Here is a 15892-nt window from a genome sequence, read left to right on the forward strand (position 1 = left end):
AGTGGATAGTGGAGGAATCATGCCCGCAACGCTGTTCGATCCGATCAAGCTGGGCGCCATCGCGGCGCCGAACCGCATCGTCATGGCGCCGCTGACGCGCGGCCGCGCCGGCCCCGGCTTCGTGCCGAACGAACTGGCCGTCGAATATTATCGCCAGCGTGCCTCGGCGGGGCTGATCATCTCCGAAGCGACGGGAATCTCGCAGGAAGGGCTCGGCTGGCCGTCGGCGCCGGGGCTGTGGACCGACGCGCAGGTCGAGGGCTGGAAGCCGGTGACCGAGGCGGTGCATGCCGCGGGCGGGCGCATCGTCGCGCAGCTCTGGCACATGGGCCGCGTCGTCCATTCGGTGTTCAACGATGGCCGCCCGCCGGTGTCGGCCTCTGCCACCACCGCGCCGGGCAAGGCGCACACACCGGTCGGACGACGCGACTATGAGGAGGCGCGGCCGCTGCGCCTCGACGAGATTCCGCGGCTGATCGACGATTATGCGAAGGCGGCGGAGAATGCGAAGAAAGCCGGGTTCGACGGGGTCCAGCTCCACGCCGCCAACGGCTATCTGATCGACCAGTTCCTGCGCGACGGCACCAATTTGCGCGACGACGCCTATGGCGGCCCGGTCGAGAACCGCATCCGCCTGCTCGGCGAGGTCACCGCGGCGCTGATCGGGGTGTGGGGCGCCGATCGCGTCGGCGTGCGCCTGTCGCCCAACGGCGATTCGCAGGGCGTCGACGACAGCGCGCCCGAGCGGCTGTTCCCCGCGGCGGCGGCGGCGCTCGACGCGCTCGGCATCGCCTTCCTCGAACTGCGTGAGCCGGGGCCCGACGGCACCTTCGGCCGCACCGACGTGCCCAGGCAGTCGCCCGCGATCCGCAAGCTCTTTGCCGGGCCGCTGATCCTCAACAGCGACTATGACGTCGAAGAGGCGAAGGCGGCGCTGGAAAGCGGCGTCGCCGACGCGATCAGCTTCGGCCGCCCCTTCATCGCCAACCCCGACCTCGTCGAGCGCATCCGCACCGGCGCCGCATGGGCGCCCGACAATATGCAGACCTGGTATTCGCCGGGACCGGAGGGCTATATCGACTATCCGGCGCTGGTCGCGGCCTGACCCGGAAAGGCGCGTCGCTCCTGCGAAAGCAGGGGCGACGTGGGGGTCAATCGCGCGCGGCGACCGCCCTGTCGACGATCCCGGCACCGATCGGACCCAGTATCTGCCCGCCGAAGCGGAAGAGCAGGAAGGCGCCGGCGAAGGCGACCAGCGGCGCGATGAACAGCGCGGCGATGGCGACGACCAGCAGGACGAGGGCCAGCGTCGTGAAGCCGCTGGACAGCGTCTGCCGGCCCCTGGGGCCGAGCGCGATCGTGCGCGGACCCTTTGCGTCCCACCATTTGCCGGTGACGATCGTCTTGCGGCCGCTCGCGGCAGCGGCAGTGGGCCGCGATGCGCGGGCGGGAGCGGCCGGCCTTGCGTCGCGATTCGTCCACGGCTGCTTGCGACTCGCCTTGGCTGCGACCGCGCGATCGGCCGCGGGTCGTGCGGGCGGCGGGGGCGCTTCGGGGATTTTGGCAGGCGCCGGGATTTCGGGGACGGCGCGCGCGACGGGGCGGATCGGCTCGTTGCCCATCCGCCGGTCGTGCTCGGCCATCCGCTCGGCGGCGGTCGGCGGCGTCCGGCCGGTGTCGCGGTCGAGCACCACCAGCCGCCCGCCGCGCTCGACGATCGCGTAACGGCTGGGAGGCGGCCGGTCAGCCAATGCCGAATTTTTCCTTCAGGTCGAGCATCGCCAGCGCGGCCTTCGCCGCCCCGCCGCCCTTGTCACTCCGCGTCCGGTCGGCGCGCGCCAGCGCCTGCTCCTCGTCCTCGACGGTCAGGATGCCGTTGCCGATCGCCAGCCCGTCGAGGGTCAGCGCCATCAGCCCGCGCGCGCTTTCGTTCGACACCACCTCGAAATGATAGGTCTCGCCGCGGATGATGACGCCGAGCGCGACATAGGCGTCGAAGCGCCCGGTCTCCGCGCCCAGCGCGATGGCGGCGGGCACTTCGAGCGCGCCGGGGACCGTCACCGTCTCGTGGCTGTGCCCCGCCGCCTCGACCGCGCGGCGCGCGCCGTCGAGCAGCATGTCGTTGAGATGTGAATAGAAGCGCGCTTCGACGATCAGGACATGCGCCATCAGGCCGCCTCCCCCGGGATCGCGCGCTCGCCGACGATCGACAGGCCATAGCCTTCCAGCCCGACGATATTGGTGTGCGACGGGGTGAGCAGCTCCATCGCATGGACGCCGAGGTCGGCGAGGATCTGCGCGCCGATGCCATAGGTGCGCAGGTCCATGCCGCCGGCGGGCGGCGGGCTGGCATCGGCGGCGGCCGAGCCGGGCAACGGGCGCATCAGCATCACGATGACGCCGGCGCCGGCCGCGCCGATCGCCTCCATCGGGCGCTGCAGGCGGCGCTTGCGCGGCCCCGGCCGGCCCATGATGTCGTCGAAGATCGACACCGGATGCATCCGCACCAGCGTGACCGCCTCGGGATCGACGACGCCCTTCTGCAGCACGAGGTTCACCGATCCGTCGATCTTGTTGCGATAGGATTTGAGCCGCCAGTCGCCGCCGTAATCCGATTCGAAGGGCTCGTCGGACACGCATTCGACCAGCCGGTCGTTGCGGTGGCGATAGGCGATCAGGTCGGCGATCGTCCCGATCTTGAGCCCGTGGCGCCGCGCGAAGGGGATCAGGTCGTCGAGCCGCGCCATCGTCCCGTCGTCGTTCATGATCTCGCAGATCACGCCCGAGGGGTTGAGCCCGGCGAGGCGGCTGATGTCGACCGCGGCCTCGGTATGGCCGGCGCGCACCAGCACGCCGCCGTCGCGCGCGATCAGCGGAAAGACATGGCCCGGGGTGACGATGTCGTCGCGGCCCTTGCCGGCGTCGATCGCGACCGAGACGGTGCGCGCGCGGTCGCCCGCCGAAATGCCGGTGGTGACGCCCTCGCGCGCCTCGATCGAGGTGGTGAAGGCGGTTTCGTGGCGGGTGCCGTTGTTGCGGCTCATCAGTTCGAGGCCGAGCTGTTCGACGCGCTCGCGGGTCAGCGTCAGGCAGACGAGCCCGCGCCCGTGGGTGGCCATGAAGTTGATCGCGTCGGGGGTCGCCATCTGCGCCGGGATGACGAGGTCGCCCTCATTCTCGCGGTCCTCGTCGTCGACGAGGATGAACATGCGGCCGTTGCGCGCCTCCGCGATGATCTCTTCGGGCGTCGCCATCGGCGACAGGTCGCTGCCGTGCGTCAGCCAGCTTTCGAGCTTGCGCAGCGTTTCGGCGGTAGGGTTCCAGCCGGGCGATTCGAGGTCGCGCAGGCTGTTGGCATGGAGACCGGCGGCGCGCGCAAGCCCCGAACGGGACATGCTGCCGTCATCGACGATGGCGCGGATGCGCTCGATGAGTTGCGTGGACATGGAGGGCAGTTTTCACACTGTGGTGTGAATGTCAATGCGGATATCACATTGATACGGCATCGTCGGGTTTTGGAGGGCGTGCGAATGCTTCTCCTCACCCTGGATCAAGTCGGGGCCATGCCCCTCAGGCCAGCTCCCCGGCGAAAGCCGGGGTCCAGATGGCGTAGCGCTGCCCTGCGTGGACCCCGGCATTTGCCGGGGAACGACACCGTGCTGGAAGAAGTACGAGGCAGGGAAAGTCCCGCAGCCGGCCGGATCACTTGGGCCCGAAGACCGGCCCGATGTCGCGCAGCGGCGCGTCGGGCTTGGCGTCGAGCAGCGCGAGGAGTTGGCCGCTGCGGTCGTCGCGCTTCGCATAGTCGCGCGCCGACATGCCCGCGATATGGTCGGCCTTGTCGGGGTTGGCGCCGCGCCGGACGAGCAGGCGGACCATCGCGCTGTTCTTTGCCTGCACCGCCAGGATCAGCGCGGTTTCGCCGCGGCGGTTGGTCTGGTCGACCGGCGCGTTCCGGTTCAGCAGTTCGTCCGCGCCGTCGGTGAAGTCGAGCAGCGCGCTGTGCATCAGCGGCGTCACCCCCTGCCGGTCGGCGATCGCCGGGTCGGCGCCCTTGCCGAGCAGGAAGCGCAGCCAGGTCGCGTCGCGGCGCTTGACGACGATCGCCAGCGCGGTCTCCCCCGTGTCGGGGTTGCGCGCGTTGATCAGCGTCGAATCGTCCTTCAACGCGTCGGTCGCCTTGTTGCCGTCGCGATTCTCGACCGCCTGCAGAAAGGCATAGCCGCCGCGGAACTGCGCCTGCGCGCCCGGAACGGCGAGCGTCCCCAGCGTCGCCGCGATCAGCAGGGTGGAAGCGAAGCGAAAGGACGCGCGCCTGGACATGATCGAAGAACCCCCGAACAGGATCGCCGTCCCCCCAGCGACGACAAAGGTTGATTTTCGGCGTCTAGCCCCGCAAGGCTGGCCCGATGATGAACGGCCTGAATATCGCCCGAAGCCTGCTCTGCGCAAGCCTGATGCTCGTCTTTTGCACCGCGCTCGCCGCGTGCGGCGGCCCGGCCAAGGCGCCCGAGGCGCAGCCGCCGCTCGCCGGCGCGCGGATCGGCGGCCCCTTCACGCTGACCGACCAGGACGGCCGCACGGTGCGCGACGGCGATTTCGCGGGGAAATATCGCATCGTCTATTTCGGCTACAGCTATTGCCCCGACATCTGCCCGGTCGATTTGCAGAAGCTGATGCGCGGGCTGGCGCAGTTCGAGAAGGCCGACCCCGCGCGGGGCGCGAAGGTGCAGCCGCTGTTCGTCACCGTCGACCCGGCGCGCGACACGCCCGCGGCGCTGAAGCCCTTCGTCGCGCGCTATCACCCGCGCCTGCTCGGCCTCACCGGCACCCCCGAACAGATTGCGGCGGTCGCGAAGGATTATGCCGTCGTTTACAACAAGGTCGCGGGATCGGCGCCCGACCGCTACCTGATGGCGCACAGCCAGATCGCCTTTCTGATGAACCCCGACGACAAGCCGCTCGCGATGCTGCCGCTCGACGACCCGTCGACCGATGGCGACGAGGGCGCGCCGGCCGAGGTCGCCGCCGAGCTGGCGAAATGGGTGAAGTAGCGCCCGCGCGCCGCTTCTGGGAGGCGCCGCTCGCCAGCCTCGACGCCGGCGAGTGGGAGGCGCTGTGCGACGGCTGCGGCAAATGCTGCCTCCACAAGCTGGAGGACGAGGACACGGGCCGCATCTATCCGACCAATGTCGCGTGCCGCCTGCTCGACCTGAAGACCGCGCGGTGCGGCGACTATCGGCACCGCCGCCGCCACGTCCCCGATTGCCTGACGCTGACCAAGGCCAGGGTCGCCGATATCGAATGGCTGCCGCAAAGCTGCGCCTATCGGCTGCGTGCCGAGGGGCGGCCGCTGCCAGACTGGCACTATCTGGTGTGCGGCGACCGCGACGCGGTGCACCGCGCGGGCGAATCGATCGTCGGCTGGACGGTCGGTGAGGATGTCGCCGGGCCGCTGGAGAACCATCTTGTGGAACGCGTCGTCTGATCGCGCGGCGGAGGCGCCGCAGATCCGGATCGGCGACGAGGTCTGGCCGGTGCGGCTGGTCCACCATGCCCGCGCGCGGCGCTATCGCCTGGTCCTCGACGCCGCGCGCGCCGAACTGCGGCTGACGCTGCCGCGCCGGGGGAACAGCGCCAAGGCGCTGCGCTGGGCGAGCGAGCAGCAGGACTGGCTCGCCGAGCAGGTCGGCAAGGCGGCGGCGCCGGTGACGGTCGGACCCGACACGCTGCTGCCCCTGTTCGGGGTCGAGCGGCGCATCCTCTGGTCGGCCTCCGCGCCGCGCGCGGTGCGGCTGGCGGACGATGCCCTGCATGTCGGCGGCCCGGCGGCCGGGGTGGGGCGGCGGATCGAGCGCTGGCTGAGGGCCGAGGCGCTGGCGCTGATGGAACGCGAAAGCCGCGCGATCGCGGCGGCGGCGGGGCTGCGCGTCGGCCGCGTCGGGGTCGGCGACCCGCGCAGCCGCTGGGGAAGCTGCACCGCCGCGGGCGACCTGCGCTATAGCTGGCGGCTGATCCTGGCGCCCGACCATGTCCGCCGCGCCACCGTCGCGCACGAGGTCGCGCACCTCGCGCATATGGACCACGGCCCGGCGTTCCACGCGCTCGTCGCGGCGTTGCACGACGGTGACGTCGCCGCCGCGCGCGCCTGGCTGCGCCGCGAAGGGCGCGGACTGCACCGCTATCGCTTCGGCTGACCGGCCGGGCTGCGGCTGGTTCGGTATAGGGCTTTGGACACGCAAGGGCTCGTTCCCCGGCGAAAGCCGGGGTCCAGGTGGCGTGGCGCTGCCCCGCGTGGACCCCGGCTTTCGCCGGGGAACATTCAGGGCGTCTCCGGAAATCGAAAAGAAACGCCGGCGCGAGCCGCCCTCAACGGACGTCAGCCCGCCCGGTCGCCCTCGCCGTTCGGCGGGCGCGCCGGGGTCTTGGGCAGGGGGACGATGATCTTCGGGGCGGCGGCCGGCGGGGCCTTGAGCTGCGGCACGGCCCTGGGCGCCGCGCCGGGGTCGGCGGGCGGGCGGCGGCCGGTCTGCTCCTCGATCCACTGCTGGTTCAGCACCGGGCCGTCGGCGGGCGGGGGCGGCGGCGGTGCGGCGGTGCCTTCTTCGGGCGGCGGGCCGAGCGCGGGCAATTCGATCGGCATGCCGTTCTCGTCGACCAGCGCGCCATCCTCCTCGGGGGCGCCGAAATAGGCCTCGCCATCCTCTTCGAGCTGCCATTCGGGCAGCTTGACCTCGGTATCGAAGGGCTCGATCGGGCGCTTGGCGACCGCGACGCGCATGAAGTCGGCGAAGGCGCGCGCCGGGGCGCGGCCGCCCTGCAGCCCGCCGACCGGCTTCGCATCGTCGCGGCCCATCCACACGCCGGTGGTGATGCCGCTCGAAAAGCCGAGGAACCAGCCGTCCTTGTTGCTCGACGTCGTGCCGGTCTTGCCCGCGACCGGGCGCCCGATCTGCGCCGCCTTGCCGGTGCCGGTGTTGACCGCGGTCTGGAGCAGGTCGGTGATGCCGGCGGCGACCCAGTGATCGACCAGCACCTGCCCGCGCTCGGCGGGGCGCTGATAGAGCAGGCGGCCGTCGGCGGTGGTCACCCGCGTGATGCCGTAGGGCTGCACCGACACGCCGCCGCGCGCGACCGCGGCGAAGGCGGCGGTCATGTCGATCACGCGCACCTCCGCGCTGCCCAGCACCATCGACGGATGGGTGTTGATCGGGGTGGTGATGCCCAGCCGGCGCGCCATGTTGGCGACCGACGAAAAGCCGATCTCGTCGCCCAGCTTCGCCGCGACGGTGTTCACCGAATAGGCGAAGGCGGTGCGCAGGCTCATCGGTCCGGCGAAGCGCCCCGACGAGTTGCGCGGGCTCCAGCCGTTGATCGTCACCGGCTCGTCGACCACCTGGTCGTCGACCTTGTAGCCCGCCTCGAGCGCGGCCATGTAGACGAACAGCTTCCACGCCGATCCCGGCTGGCGCACTGCCTGCGTCGCGCGGTTGTAGTTGGAGGTGACGTAATCGGTGCCGCCGACCATCGCGCGCACCGCGCCGTCGCGGTCGAGCGCGACGAGCGCGCCCTGCACGCCGCCGGGGGCGTTGGCCTGGATCGCCGCGGTCGCCGCGCGCTGCATGCCGAGGTCGATCGTCGTGTAGACGTCGAGCGGCTCGTTGCCCTCGTCGATCAGCATGTCGAGCTGCGGCAGCGCCCAGTCGGTGAAATAGCGCGCGCTGTTCTGTCCCGTCTCCTGCGCGAGCTGGACGTTGGCGGGCTCGGCGCCGGCGGCCTGCGAGCGGGTGATGAAGCCCGCGTCGACCATCGTTTCGAGCACGACGCCGGCGCGGCCCAGCGCCGCCTGCGCGTCGGCGGTCGGCGAATAGCGCGACGGCGCCTTGACCAGCCCCGCGATCACCGCCGCCTCCGACAGCGACATCTGGGTCGCGCTATGCCCGAAGAAGCGGCGCGACGCGGCGTCGACGCCATAGCTGCCGCCGCCGAAATAGACCTTGTTCAGATAGAGTTCGAGCAGCTCGTCCTTCGAGAATTTCCATTCGAGCGCGAGCGCGAGCACCATCTCGCGCCCCTTGCGCGTCCAGGTGTAGCTGTTCGACAGGAAGATGTTGCGCGCGAGTTGCTGGGTGATCGTCGAGGCGCCCTGCATGCGCCGCCCGGTGCCGTGGGTGCGCACCGCGAACACCGCGGCGCGGGTCATCCCGACCGGGTCGAGGCCGGGGTGATAGCGAAAGCGGCGGTCCTCGACCGCGACCATCGCGTCCTGCATCACCTGCGGCACCTCGCGCAGCGTCAGCCAGCGCCCGTAGTTCGGCCCGAGCGAGAAGAAGACGGTGCCGTCGGCGGCGTGGATGCGCACCGTCTGGCCGGCGGGCGATTTCTTGAGCGCCTCGAAGCTGGGCATCCGCTGCACCGCGAGCCCGACCGCGACCGCCAGCGCGACCGCGCCGACGAAGGCGAGCGCCAGCCCCCAGCGGACGGCGCGGCGCAGCCACAGCCGCCAGCGCGGCAGCGCCGCCGCGCCCGAGCGGGGCGTCTTGCCCGAAGACGAGGATTTTCCCGACGAAGCCGGCTGTCGTTCGCGGCGCAAAGTCCGTGTTCCTTCCCTCGCTGCGCCCTGTCAGTCACAGCCCGTTGACGTCGGCCCCTTGGGCGCGAGGGATGTAGTCAGCCCGCGCCGGTCTCCGCCTCATCCCGTCCGCGCTCGGCGAAGTCAAGCGCCGCGCTGTTGATGCAATAGCGCAGGCCCGCCGGGCCGGGGCCGTCGGGAAAGACATGGCCGAGATGGCCTTCGCACGCGGCGCAGCGCACCTCGATCCGCGTCATGCCGTGGCGCGTATCGCGATGCTCGCTGACCGCGCCCTCGCTCGCGGGGGCGGTGTAGCTCGGCCAGCCCGAGCCGCTGTCATATTTGGTGCGGCTGTCGAACAGCGGCGCGCCGCAGCCGGCGCAGCGATAGATGCCGTCGCCCTTGAAATCATTGTATTTGCCGGTGAAGGCGCGCTCGGTGCCGCTTTCGCGCAGCACATGATGCGCCATCGGGTCGAGGGCGGTTCGGTTGTCGGTCATCGGGGCTCTCCTTGCGGGTGCGCGCGGCGGGGCGGCGCGGCCTTCCGCTCGCATATATCGGCCCGCCGCGGCCGCGTCGCAAGGGGGCGGGCGGGGGCTGCCGTCCCCTTTGCGACGCGGCGGCTTTACGCGCACTTAACCATGATCGTGGCAGGGTGAGGGCGTGAGATGGCCCGTCGCCCTCGTTCCGATCCTGGCTTCCGCGGCGGCGCCGGCGGCGGCGCAATGCCTGCTGTGCGCGCCCGGCGCCGAAGCCGGGGCCGCGCCGCGAATCGGGCGCACCGCGGAAACGCCGCTGCGCGTCGAGATCGAGACGCAGCTCGACATGGGCCGCGTCGCGGTCGGCGCCGCGGGCGGCGAGGTCGAGGTCGACCCCGTATCGGGCGTGCGGCGGCTGCGCGGCGCGCTCTTCGATCTCGGGGGTTTCGCGCTGTCGGGGGTGGTATCGGTGCGCGGCGAGCCGGGCGCGGCGGTGCGCGTCGTGCTGCCGACGGCGGTCGACCTCGAAAGCGGCAGCGGGCGCGCGGCGCGCGTCACCGGGCTCGTCACCGACCTGCCGCCGGCGCCGCGGCTCGGCCCCGACGGCCGGCTGCGCTTCCGCTTCGGCGGCCGCCTGCAGGTCGCGGGGCTCGACGACGGCGACTATCGCGGCCGCATCCCGGTGACGGTCGAATATCAATAGCGGGTCCGCACCCCAGGACGGATCGACATTCAGAAGATGGCGAGCCGGAGTCGAAGACGACCACAGGTCAAAATGGTGGATTTTCGGGACCCGGAGCGCAGCGTGCTGATGGCACGTGAGCACCGGAAGCGCGAAAAGCCGCCATTTGCAGGCCGCCAGAGCTGAATGTCGATCCGTCCTAGGCCGATGCGGACCCGCCGTGCCGCGCCTCAGGCCGAGGCTTCGAGTTCGACCGAGCGGAGATAGGGTTTCAATGTCTTGAACCCCTGCGGGAAGCGCTGCTTCGCGTCCGCGTCGGACAGCTTCGGCGAGATGATGACCGCATCGCCGGGGTTCCAGTTGACCGGGGTCGCCACCGGCTGCGCGTCGGTGAGCTGGAGGCTGTCGATCGCCCGCAATATCTCCGCGAAATTGCGGCCCGAGCTGGGCGGATAGGTCAGGATCAGCCGGATTTTCTTGTTCGGGTCGACGACGAACACCGAGCGCACCGTATAGGTCGGGTCCGAATCGGGATGGATCATCTCGTAGAGCGCCGAGACCTTGCCGTCGAAATCGGCGAGCAGCGGATAGTCGAGCTTCTGCCCCTGCGTTTCCTCGATGTCCTTCGCCCAGCCGAAGTGCGAGTCGAGCGGATCGACCGACAGGCCGATCGTCTTGACCCCGCGCTTGTCCCACTCGCCGCGCAGCCGCGCGACCTCACCCAGTTCGGTGGTGCAGATCGGCGTATAATCCTTGGGGTGGCTGAACAGCAGCCCCCACGAGTCGCCGAGCCATTCGTGAAAGCGAATGGTCCCCGCGGTGCTTTCCTGTTCAAAATCGGGTGCGGTCTGTCCCAGCAAAATCGACATGTCAGCTCTCCTTGGCAATGGCGGCGACCATCGCAGAAGGCAGCGGGCGACCGAACCTAGATATTGTTGGGTAGCGCAAATCAAATATTGAATCCCGTTATGACTGCGGGATCGGAGCATTAAACAGAAAATATATTGAACATCATCATAAAAATTTTTGCTTCTTATTGAAGCAGTAAAGAATCCTTTGGCCGATCCCAACTTATTATCGCCGCGGATTCCCAACATTTCCTTTGCCAGTTTTCCGCCCGCCGTGCGATCTGCGCCGCCATTGCGCTCGCCTCGCTGCCGCGCCGCATACGAGTGGGCAGCCGGAGGCGAAGCGCCTCCCTATCGTCGAAGGGTCGAGAGAGATGACGGCTGAAATCATGACGGCACCGCAGCATGCCCCTGCCCTGCTGACGGGCGAGCAGGCCGGGCTGGTCGAGGCGCTGGGCGCGACGCTGACCGCCGAGCAGGCGCGCTGGGCGAGCGGTTATTTCGCGGGGCTGGCGCTCGGACTGGCGCGCGGCGGCGGTGCGGGAGCGCTCGCGTCGCCTGCCCCCGCCGCGCCGCGCCCGGCGGCGCGCACGCTCGCCATCCTTTATGGCAGCGAGACCGGCAACGGCGCCGAACTGGCGAAGAGCCTCGCCGCCGCGGCGACCGCGCAGGGTCTCGCCCCGCTACTGTCGGACATGGCCGACTACAAGCCGCGCCGGCTGAAGGACGAGCAGGACCTGCTGATCGTCGTCGCCACCCATGGCGAGGGCGACCCGCCGCAGCCCGCGGCCGATTTCTTCGATTTCGTCGAGAGCCGCAAGGCGCCGCCGCTGCCCGACCTGCGCTATGCCGTCCTCGCGCTCGGCGACATGAGCTATGAGCAGTTCTGCGGTGCCGGCAAGCGGATCGACGCGCGGCTGGAGGCGCTGGGGGCGCAGCGGCTGCGCCCGCGCGTCGACTGCGACGTCGATTTCGACGAGCCCGCGGCCGAATGGAGCGTCGACATATTGGCGCTGCTCGCCGCCGAACAGGCCGAAGCGGCGCCCGCAACGCCGGCCGCGCCGGCCGGTGCGGCGCCCGCGTCCGCCCCGGATGCCGGCCACGACAAGCGCAATCCCTTTCCGGCGACGGTGATCGAGAAGATTCGCCTGTCGGGGCGCGGGTCGAGCAAGGAGACCCAGCATGTCGAGCTGTCGCTCGCGGGATCGGGGCTCAGCTATCAGCCCGGCGACGCGCTGGGGTTCGTCGCGCGCAACGACCCGGCGGCGGTCGAGGCGCTGCTGGCCGCGCTCGACCTGCCGGGCAGCGCGCCGCTGACTCTCAAGGGGAAGGCGACGACGCTGGAAGAGGCGCTGGCGACGTCGCTCGAGGTGACGACCGCGACGCTGCGTTTTCTCGACCATTGGGGCGCGCTGACCGGAACCGGCGACGTGTTCGCGGCGATGGACAGCGGCGAGCGCGCGGCGTTCCTGCACGCCAACCACATCGTCGACATCGTCCGCGCCTTTCCGCTGAAGGGCGTTGATCCGCAGCGCTTCGCCGATGGGCTGCGGCCGCTCCAGCCGCGGCTCTATTCGATCGCGTCCAGTCTCGCCGCCTGCCCCGACGAGGCGCATATCACCGTCGCGCCGGTGCGCTATGCGCTGCACGACCAGCCGCGGTCGGGGGTCGCCTCCGGCCAGATCGCCGACCGCGTGGAAATCGACTCGGTGGTTCCCGTCTATATCCAGGCCAATCCGCATTTCCGCCTGCCGCCCGAGGGGCGGCCGATCATCATGATCGGCGCCGGCACCGGCGTTGCCCCCTATCGCGCCTTCCTGCAGGAGCGCGAAGCGCGCGGCGGCGGCCGGGCGTGGCTGTTCTTCGGCGAGCGCCATTTCCGCAGCGACTTCCTCTACCAGACCGAATGGCAGCAATGGCTGGCCGACGGCACGCTGACACGGATGGACGTCGCCTTCTCGCGCGACGGCACCCAGAAGCTCTACGTCCAGCACCGCCTCCGCGAACAGGCGCGCGACGTCCATGCCTGGCTGGAGGAGGGCGCGCACCTCTATGTCTGCGGCGACGCGGCGCGGCTCGCGCCCGACGTCCACGCCGCGCTGGTCGCGCTGATCGCCGAACAGGCGAGCGTCCAGACCGAGGATGCCGAGGAATATCTGCGCGATCTGCAGCGCGACGGCCGCTACCAGCGCGACATCTATTGAGGAACCGCCCGATGGACCTGCTTCCCCCCACCGACCGCAGCCAGGACGTGTCGCAGCCGCTCGACCGGCTGAGCCCCGACGAGACGTTGAAGGCCGAAAGCGACCAGCTGCGCGGGACAATTGCGCTCGGGCTGCTCGACCGCATCACCTCCGCGGTGCCCGGCAACGACATCAAGCTGATGAAGTTCCACGGCATCTATCAGCAGGACGACCGCGACGTCCGCGACGAGCGCCGCCGGCAGAAGCTGGAGCCCGCCTTTCAGTTCATGATCCGCGTCCGCTTGCCCGGGGGCATCTGCACGACCGAACGCTGGCTGAAGATCGCCGAACTGGCCTGCGCGCACGGCGGCGAGACGCTGCGCATGACGACGCGCCAGACCTTTCAGTTCCACTGGGTGCTCAAGCAGGACCTCGTCCCGCTGATCCGCGGGCTGCACGAGGTGCTGCTCGACACGGTGGCGGCGTGCGGCGACGATTCGCGCGGCGTGATGGCGACCGTCTATCCCGAATTCCCCGCGCTGCAGGCCGAACTCGCCGATCTGGCGAAGGCGGTCAGCGACCATGTGATCCCGAAAACGGGCGCCTATCACGAAATCTGGTACGGCGAGGAACGGGTTGCGACCTCCGGGCCTGAGGAGCCTTTCTACGGGCGCACCTACATGCCCCGCAAGTTCAAGATCGGCTTCGTCATCCCGCCGAACAACGACATCGACATCTATGCCCAGGACCTCGGCTATATCGCCATCGTCGGCGATGACGGGCGGATCGCCGGCTTCAACGTCGCGATCGGCGGCGGCATGGGGCGCACCGACAAGGCGCCGCACACCTATCCGCGCACCGCGTCGGTGATCGGCTTCATCACCCCCGACCGGCTCTATCCGGTGACCGAGGCGGTGATGGGCGTCCAGCGCGACTATGGCAATCGCGCCGACCGCGCGCGGGCGCGCTTCAAATATACGATCGACGACAAGGGGCTCGACTGGATCAAGGCGGCGATCGAGGATCGCGCCGGGCCGCTCGATCCCGCGCGCCCCTATGCCTTCACCTCGAACGCCGACCGCTATGGCTGGACCGAATCGGACGATGGCGTCCACCATTATACGCTGTTCGTCGAGAACGGCCGGCTCGACCGCGATCTGCTCGACCGGATCGAACCGATCGCGCGCGTCCACAAGGGGCATTTCCGCCTGACCCCCAACCAGAATCTGATGATCGCCGGGATCGCCGCCGCCGACCGGCCGGCAATCGAGGCGCTGCTCGCCGAGACCGGGCTCGCCGCGCTCAACGCGCGCAGCACGTTGCGGCTCAATGCGATGGCATGCGTCGCGCTGCCGACCTGCGGCCTCGCGATGGCGGACAGCGAACGCTATCTGCCCAGCCTGATCACCCGCATCGAGGCGATCCTGTCGCGCCACGGGCTGGAGAAGGAACCGATCACGCTGCGCATGACGGGATGCCCCAACGGCTGCGCCCGCCCCTATATCGCCGAGATCGGGCTGACCGGCCGCGCGCCGGGCAAATATAATCTCTATCTGGGCGGCGGTTTCCATGGCCAGCGCCTCGGGCGCCTCTATCGCGAGAATATCGGCGAGGCGGCGATCCTCGAGACGCTCGACGAAACGCTGGGCCGCTATGCCGCCGAGCGGCAGCCGGGCGAGCATTTCGGCGATTTCACCATCCGCGCGGGCATCGTCCGCGAAGTGACCGAGGGCCGCTTCTCGAACGATTAGGGCGTTTTCGGGTAAAGGCCGATCAGCCCGCCGCCGCCGCTGGGCGGTTGCGGTCGGCTGCGTCGAGCGCGAGCAGCGACGTGCCCCTGGTCTCGCGCATCGCCAGCGCCGACAGCAGGCTGACCGCGGCGGCGATGGCGATATAGGCGGCGATCGGGGTCCAGCTGTCATATTCGCGCAGCAGCGCGGTGCCGATCAGCGGCGCCCACGACCCCGCGACGATCGCCGTCACCTGATAGCCGAGCGACACGCCCGAATAGCGCATGCGCGTCGGGAACATCTCCGCCATGATCGCGGGCTGCGGCGCATACATCAGTGCGTGGATCGCGAGGCCGAGCATGATCGCGGCAAGGATCGTCGCGGTGGCGCCGGTGTCGAACATCGGGAAGGCGAGGAACGGCCAGACCATGGTGAGCGCGGCCCCGGCGATATAGACGGGCCGGCGCCCGATCCGGTCGGCGAGCGCGCCGACCAGCGGAATGGCGACGACGTGGACAATATGCGCGGCAAACAGCAGCGCGAGGATGCGCGTCGTGTCGATCTCGCGATGGTGAAGATAGGTGATCGAGAAGGTAACCACCATATAATAGACGATATTCTCGCCGAAGCGCAGACCCATCGCGGTGAACACGCCGCGCGGATAGTGGCGAAACACCTCGGTAAGACCATAGCCCCCTCCGGCCGAGGCCTCGGCGTGCGCCCGCGCCTCCTCGAAGATCGGCGAGTCGCTGACCTGGGTGCGGATATAATAGCCGATGACAACGATCACCGCCGACAGCCAGAAGCCGACGCGCCAGCCCCAGGCGAGGAAATCCGCGTCGGACAGCGTCGCCGCGAGGATCAGCAGCACCGCGGTCGCGAGCAGGTTGCCGAGCGGCACCCCCGCCTGCGGGAAGCTGCCCCAGAAGGCGCGGCTGCGGTTCGGGCTGTGCTCGGTGACGAGCAGCACCGCCCCGCCCCACTCGCCGCCGAGCGCGAAGCCCTGCACGAAGCGCAGCAGCACCAGCAGCGCCGGCGCCCAATAGCCGATGCTGTCGAAGCCCGGCAGGCAGCCCATCAGGAAGGTCGACACGCCGATCAGCACGAGGCTGAGCTGCAGCAGCGCCTTGCGGCCGATGCGGTCGCCGACATGGCCGAACACCACCCCGCCCAGCGGCCGGGCGAGGAAGCCGACGGCATAGGTGGCGAAGGCCGCGATGATGCCGTCGAGCTCGTTGCCGGTGTCGGGGAAGAAGAGCTTGCCGAACACCAGCGTCGCGGCGGTGCCGTAGAGGAAGAATTCATACCATTCGACGACGGTGCCGGCCATCGACGCGCCGACCACCTTCTTCAGATAGGGAAGGTCGGCTGTCTGTTCATGGTCCATCTCGCTTTCCT

The 15892-nt window shown here is 69.8% G+C and carries 15 protein-coding genes; 7 read left to right on the forward strand and 8 right to left on the reverse strand.

All coding sequences use genetic code 11. The features are described 5' to 3' along the window. The first annotated feature begins 19 nt into the window (after positions 1–19). Positions 20–1105: an alkene reductase gene (locus C3E99_RS18325; RefSeq protein ID WP_076073434.1), complete on the forward strand. Its 1086-nt coding sequence runs from the start codon at positions 20–22 to the stop codon at positions 1103–1105. 46 nt (positions 1106–1151) lie between these two features. Here C3E99_RS18325 and C3E99_RS18330 read toward each other — a convergent pair whose 3' ends face one another. The 4 genes from C3E99_RS18330 to C3E99_RS18345 form a co-directional block, all read right to left on the reverse strand. Continuing rightward, positions 1152–1751, reverse strand: a complete 600-nt coding sequence (locus C3E99_RS18330; RefSeq protein WP_104960215.1) for a hypothetical protein — start codon at positions 1749–1751, stop codon at positions 1152–1154. Then, positions 1744–2169: a 6,7-dimethyl-8-ribityllumazine synthase gene (gene ribH, locus C3E99_RS18335; RefSeq protein WP_076073436.1), complete on the reverse strand. Its 426-nt coding sequence runs from the start codon at positions 2167–2169 to the stop codon at positions 1744–1746. The genes C3E99_RS18330 and ribH overlap by 8 nt, the downstream gene beginning before the upstream one ends. Next, positions 2169–3446 (reverse strand): 3,4-dihydroxy-2-butanone-4-phosphate synthase, encoded by a 1278-nt coding sequence (gene ribB / locus C3E99_RS18340; protein WP_076073437.1) that lies wholly within the window; start codon positions 3444–3446, stop codon positions 2169–2171. Before ribB ends, ribH begins: the two co-directional genes overlap by 1 nt. A gap of 256 nt (positions 3447–3702) precedes the next feature. After that, on the reverse strand, positions 3703–4323 hold the full coding sequence (locus C3E99_RS18345; RefSeq protein ID WP_076073438.1) for an ankyrin repeat domain-containing protein: 621 nt from the start codon (positions 4321–4323) through the stop codon (positions 3703–3705). Between the two features lie 86 nt (positions 4324–4409). Between C3E99_RS18345 and C3E99_RS18350 the strand changes: the two genes are divergently transcribed. Genes C3E99_RS18350 through C3E99_RS18360 form a run of 3 tightly spaced genes read left to right on the forward strand, consistent with a single transcriptional unit; the run spans position 4410 to position 6197 of the window. Beyond that, entirely contained in the window at positions 4410–5054 is a 645-nt protein-coding gene (locus C3E99_RS18350) for an SCO family protein (RefSeq protein WP_199775032.1), read from the forward strand. Continuing rightward, on the forward strand, positions 5042–5488 hold the full coding sequence (locus C3E99_RS18355) for a YcgN family cysteine cluster protein (RefSeq protein ID WP_076073439.1): 447 nt from the start codon (positions 5042–5044) through the stop codon (positions 5486–5488). The genes C3E99_RS18350 and C3E99_RS18355 overlap by 13 nt, the downstream gene beginning before the upstream one ends. Beyond that, positions 5469–6197 carry a M48 family metallopeptidase gene (locus tag C3E99_RS18360; protein WP_234002537.1) on the forward strand — a complete coding sequence of 243 codons (729 nt, stop codon included), beginning with the start codon at positions 5469–5471 and terminating at the stop codon, positions 6195–6197. Before C3E99_RS18355 ends, C3E99_RS18360 begins: the two co-directional genes overlap by 20 nt. A gap of 182 nt (positions 6198–6379) precedes the next feature. Here C3E99_RS18360 and C3E99_RS18365 read toward each other — a convergent pair whose 3' ends face one another. Together C3E99_RS18365 and msrB are read right to left on the reverse strand one after the other, a co-directional pair. Continuing rightward, entirely contained in the window at positions 6380–8593 is a 2214-nt protein-coding gene (locus tag C3E99_RS18365) for a transglycosylase domain-containing protein (protein WP_104960217.1), read from the reverse strand. Between the two features lie 77 nt (positions 8594–8670). After that, on the reverse strand, positions 8671–9072 hold the full coding sequence (msrB, locus tag C3E99_RS18370) for a peptide-methionine (R)-S-oxide reductase MsrB (protein WP_076073441.1): 402 nt from the start codon (positions 9070–9072) through the stop codon (positions 8671–8673). Between the two features lie 163 nt (positions 9073–9235). On the opposite strand from msrB, the gene C3E99_RS18375 reads away from it, so the two are divergent. Further along, the gene (locus C3E99_RS18375; RefSeq protein WP_076073442.1) at positions 9236–9754 is read left to right on the forward strand and encodes a DUF4402 domain-containing protein; all 519 of its coding nucleotides are present in this window, start codon (positions 9236–9238) and stop codon (positions 9752–9754) included. 209 nt (positions 9755–9963) lie between these two features. Here the strand turns inward: C3E99_RS18375 and C3E99_RS18380 are convergent, their stop codons facing one another. Then, entirely contained in the window at positions 9964–10602 is a 639-nt protein-coding gene (locus C3E99_RS18380; protein ID WP_067111702.1) for a peroxiredoxin, read from the reverse strand. A gap of 353 nt (positions 10603–10955) precedes the next feature. Between C3E99_RS18380 and C3E99_RS18385 the strand changes: the two genes are divergently transcribed. Further along, positions 10956–12785: an assimilatory sulfite reductase (NADPH) flavoprotein subunit gene (locus C3E99_RS18385; RefSeq protein ID WP_234002538.1), complete on the forward strand. Its 1830-nt coding sequence runs from the start codon at positions 10956–10958 to the stop codon at positions 12783–12785. 11 nt (positions 12786–12796) lie between these two features. Continuing rightward, positions 12797–14515: an NADPH-dependent assimilatory sulfite reductase hemoprotein subunit gene (locus C3E99_RS18390; RefSeq protein ID WP_076073443.1), complete on the forward strand. Its 1719-nt coding sequence runs from the start codon at positions 12797–12799 to the stop codon at positions 14513–14515. Between the two features lie 22 nt (positions 14516–14537). On the opposite strand, the gene C3E99_RS18395 is transcribed toward C3E99_RS18390, so the two are convergent. Beyond that, positions 14538–15881, reverse strand: a complete 1344-nt coding sequence (locus C3E99_RS18395) for an MFS transporter (protein WP_076073444.1) — start codon at positions 15879–15881, stop codon at positions 14538–14540. Positions 15882–15892 lie beyond the last annotated feature (11 nt).

Origin of the sequence: Sphingopyxis sp. MG (genome assembly GCF_002953155.1) — a bacterium.
Taxonomy (GTDB): Bacteria; Pseudomonadota; Alphaproteobacteria; order Sphingomonadales; family Sphingomonadaceae; genus Sphingopyxis; species Sphingopyxis granuli.

Bases quoted from the DNA above. Each gene is read 5' to 3' on its own strand.
- C3E99_RS18325 (WP_076073434.1), top strand. From the start codon at position 20: ATGCCCGCAACGCTGTTCGATCCGATCAAGCTGGGCGCCATCGCGGCG.
- ribH (WP_076073436.1), bottom strand. From the start codon at position 2,169: ATGGCGCATGTCCTGATCGTCGAAGCGCGCTTCTATTCACATCTCAAC.
- ribB (WP_076073437.1), bottom strand. From the start codon at position 3,446: ATGTCCACGCAACTCATCGAGCGCATCCGCGCCATCGTCGATGACGGC.
- C3E99_RS18345 (WP_076073438.1), bottom strand. From the start codon at position 4,323: ATGTCCAGGCGCGCGTCCTTTCGCTTCGCTTCCACCCTGCTGATCGCG.
- C3E99_RS18350 (WP_199775032.1), top strand. From the start codon at position 4,410: ATGATGAACGGCCTGAATATCGCCCGAAGCCTGCTCTGCGCAAGCCTG.
- C3E99_RS18355 (WP_076073439.1), top strand. From the start codon at position 5,042: ATGGGTGAAGTAGCGCCCGCGCGCCGCTTCTGGGAGGCGCCGCTCGCC.
- msrB (WP_076073441.1), bottom strand. From the start codon at position 9,072: ATGACCGACAACCGAACCGCCCTCGACCCGATGGCGCATCATGTGCTG.
- C3E99_RS18380 (WP_067111702.1), bottom strand. From the start codon at position 10,602: ATGTCGATTTTGCTGGGACAGACCGCACCCGATTTTGAACAGGAAAGC.
- C3E99_RS18385 (WP_234002538.1), top strand. From the start codon at position 10,956: ATGACGGCTGAAATCATGACGGCACCGCAGCATGCCCCTGCCCTGCTG.
- C3E99_RS18390 (WP_076073443.1), top strand. From the start codon at position 12,797: ATGGACCTGCTTCCCCCCACCGACCGCAGCCAGGACGTGTCGCAGCCG.
- C3E99_RS18395 (WP_076073444.1), bottom strand. From the start codon at position 15,881: ATGGACCATGAACAGACAGCCGACCTTCCCTATCTGAAGAAGGTGGTC.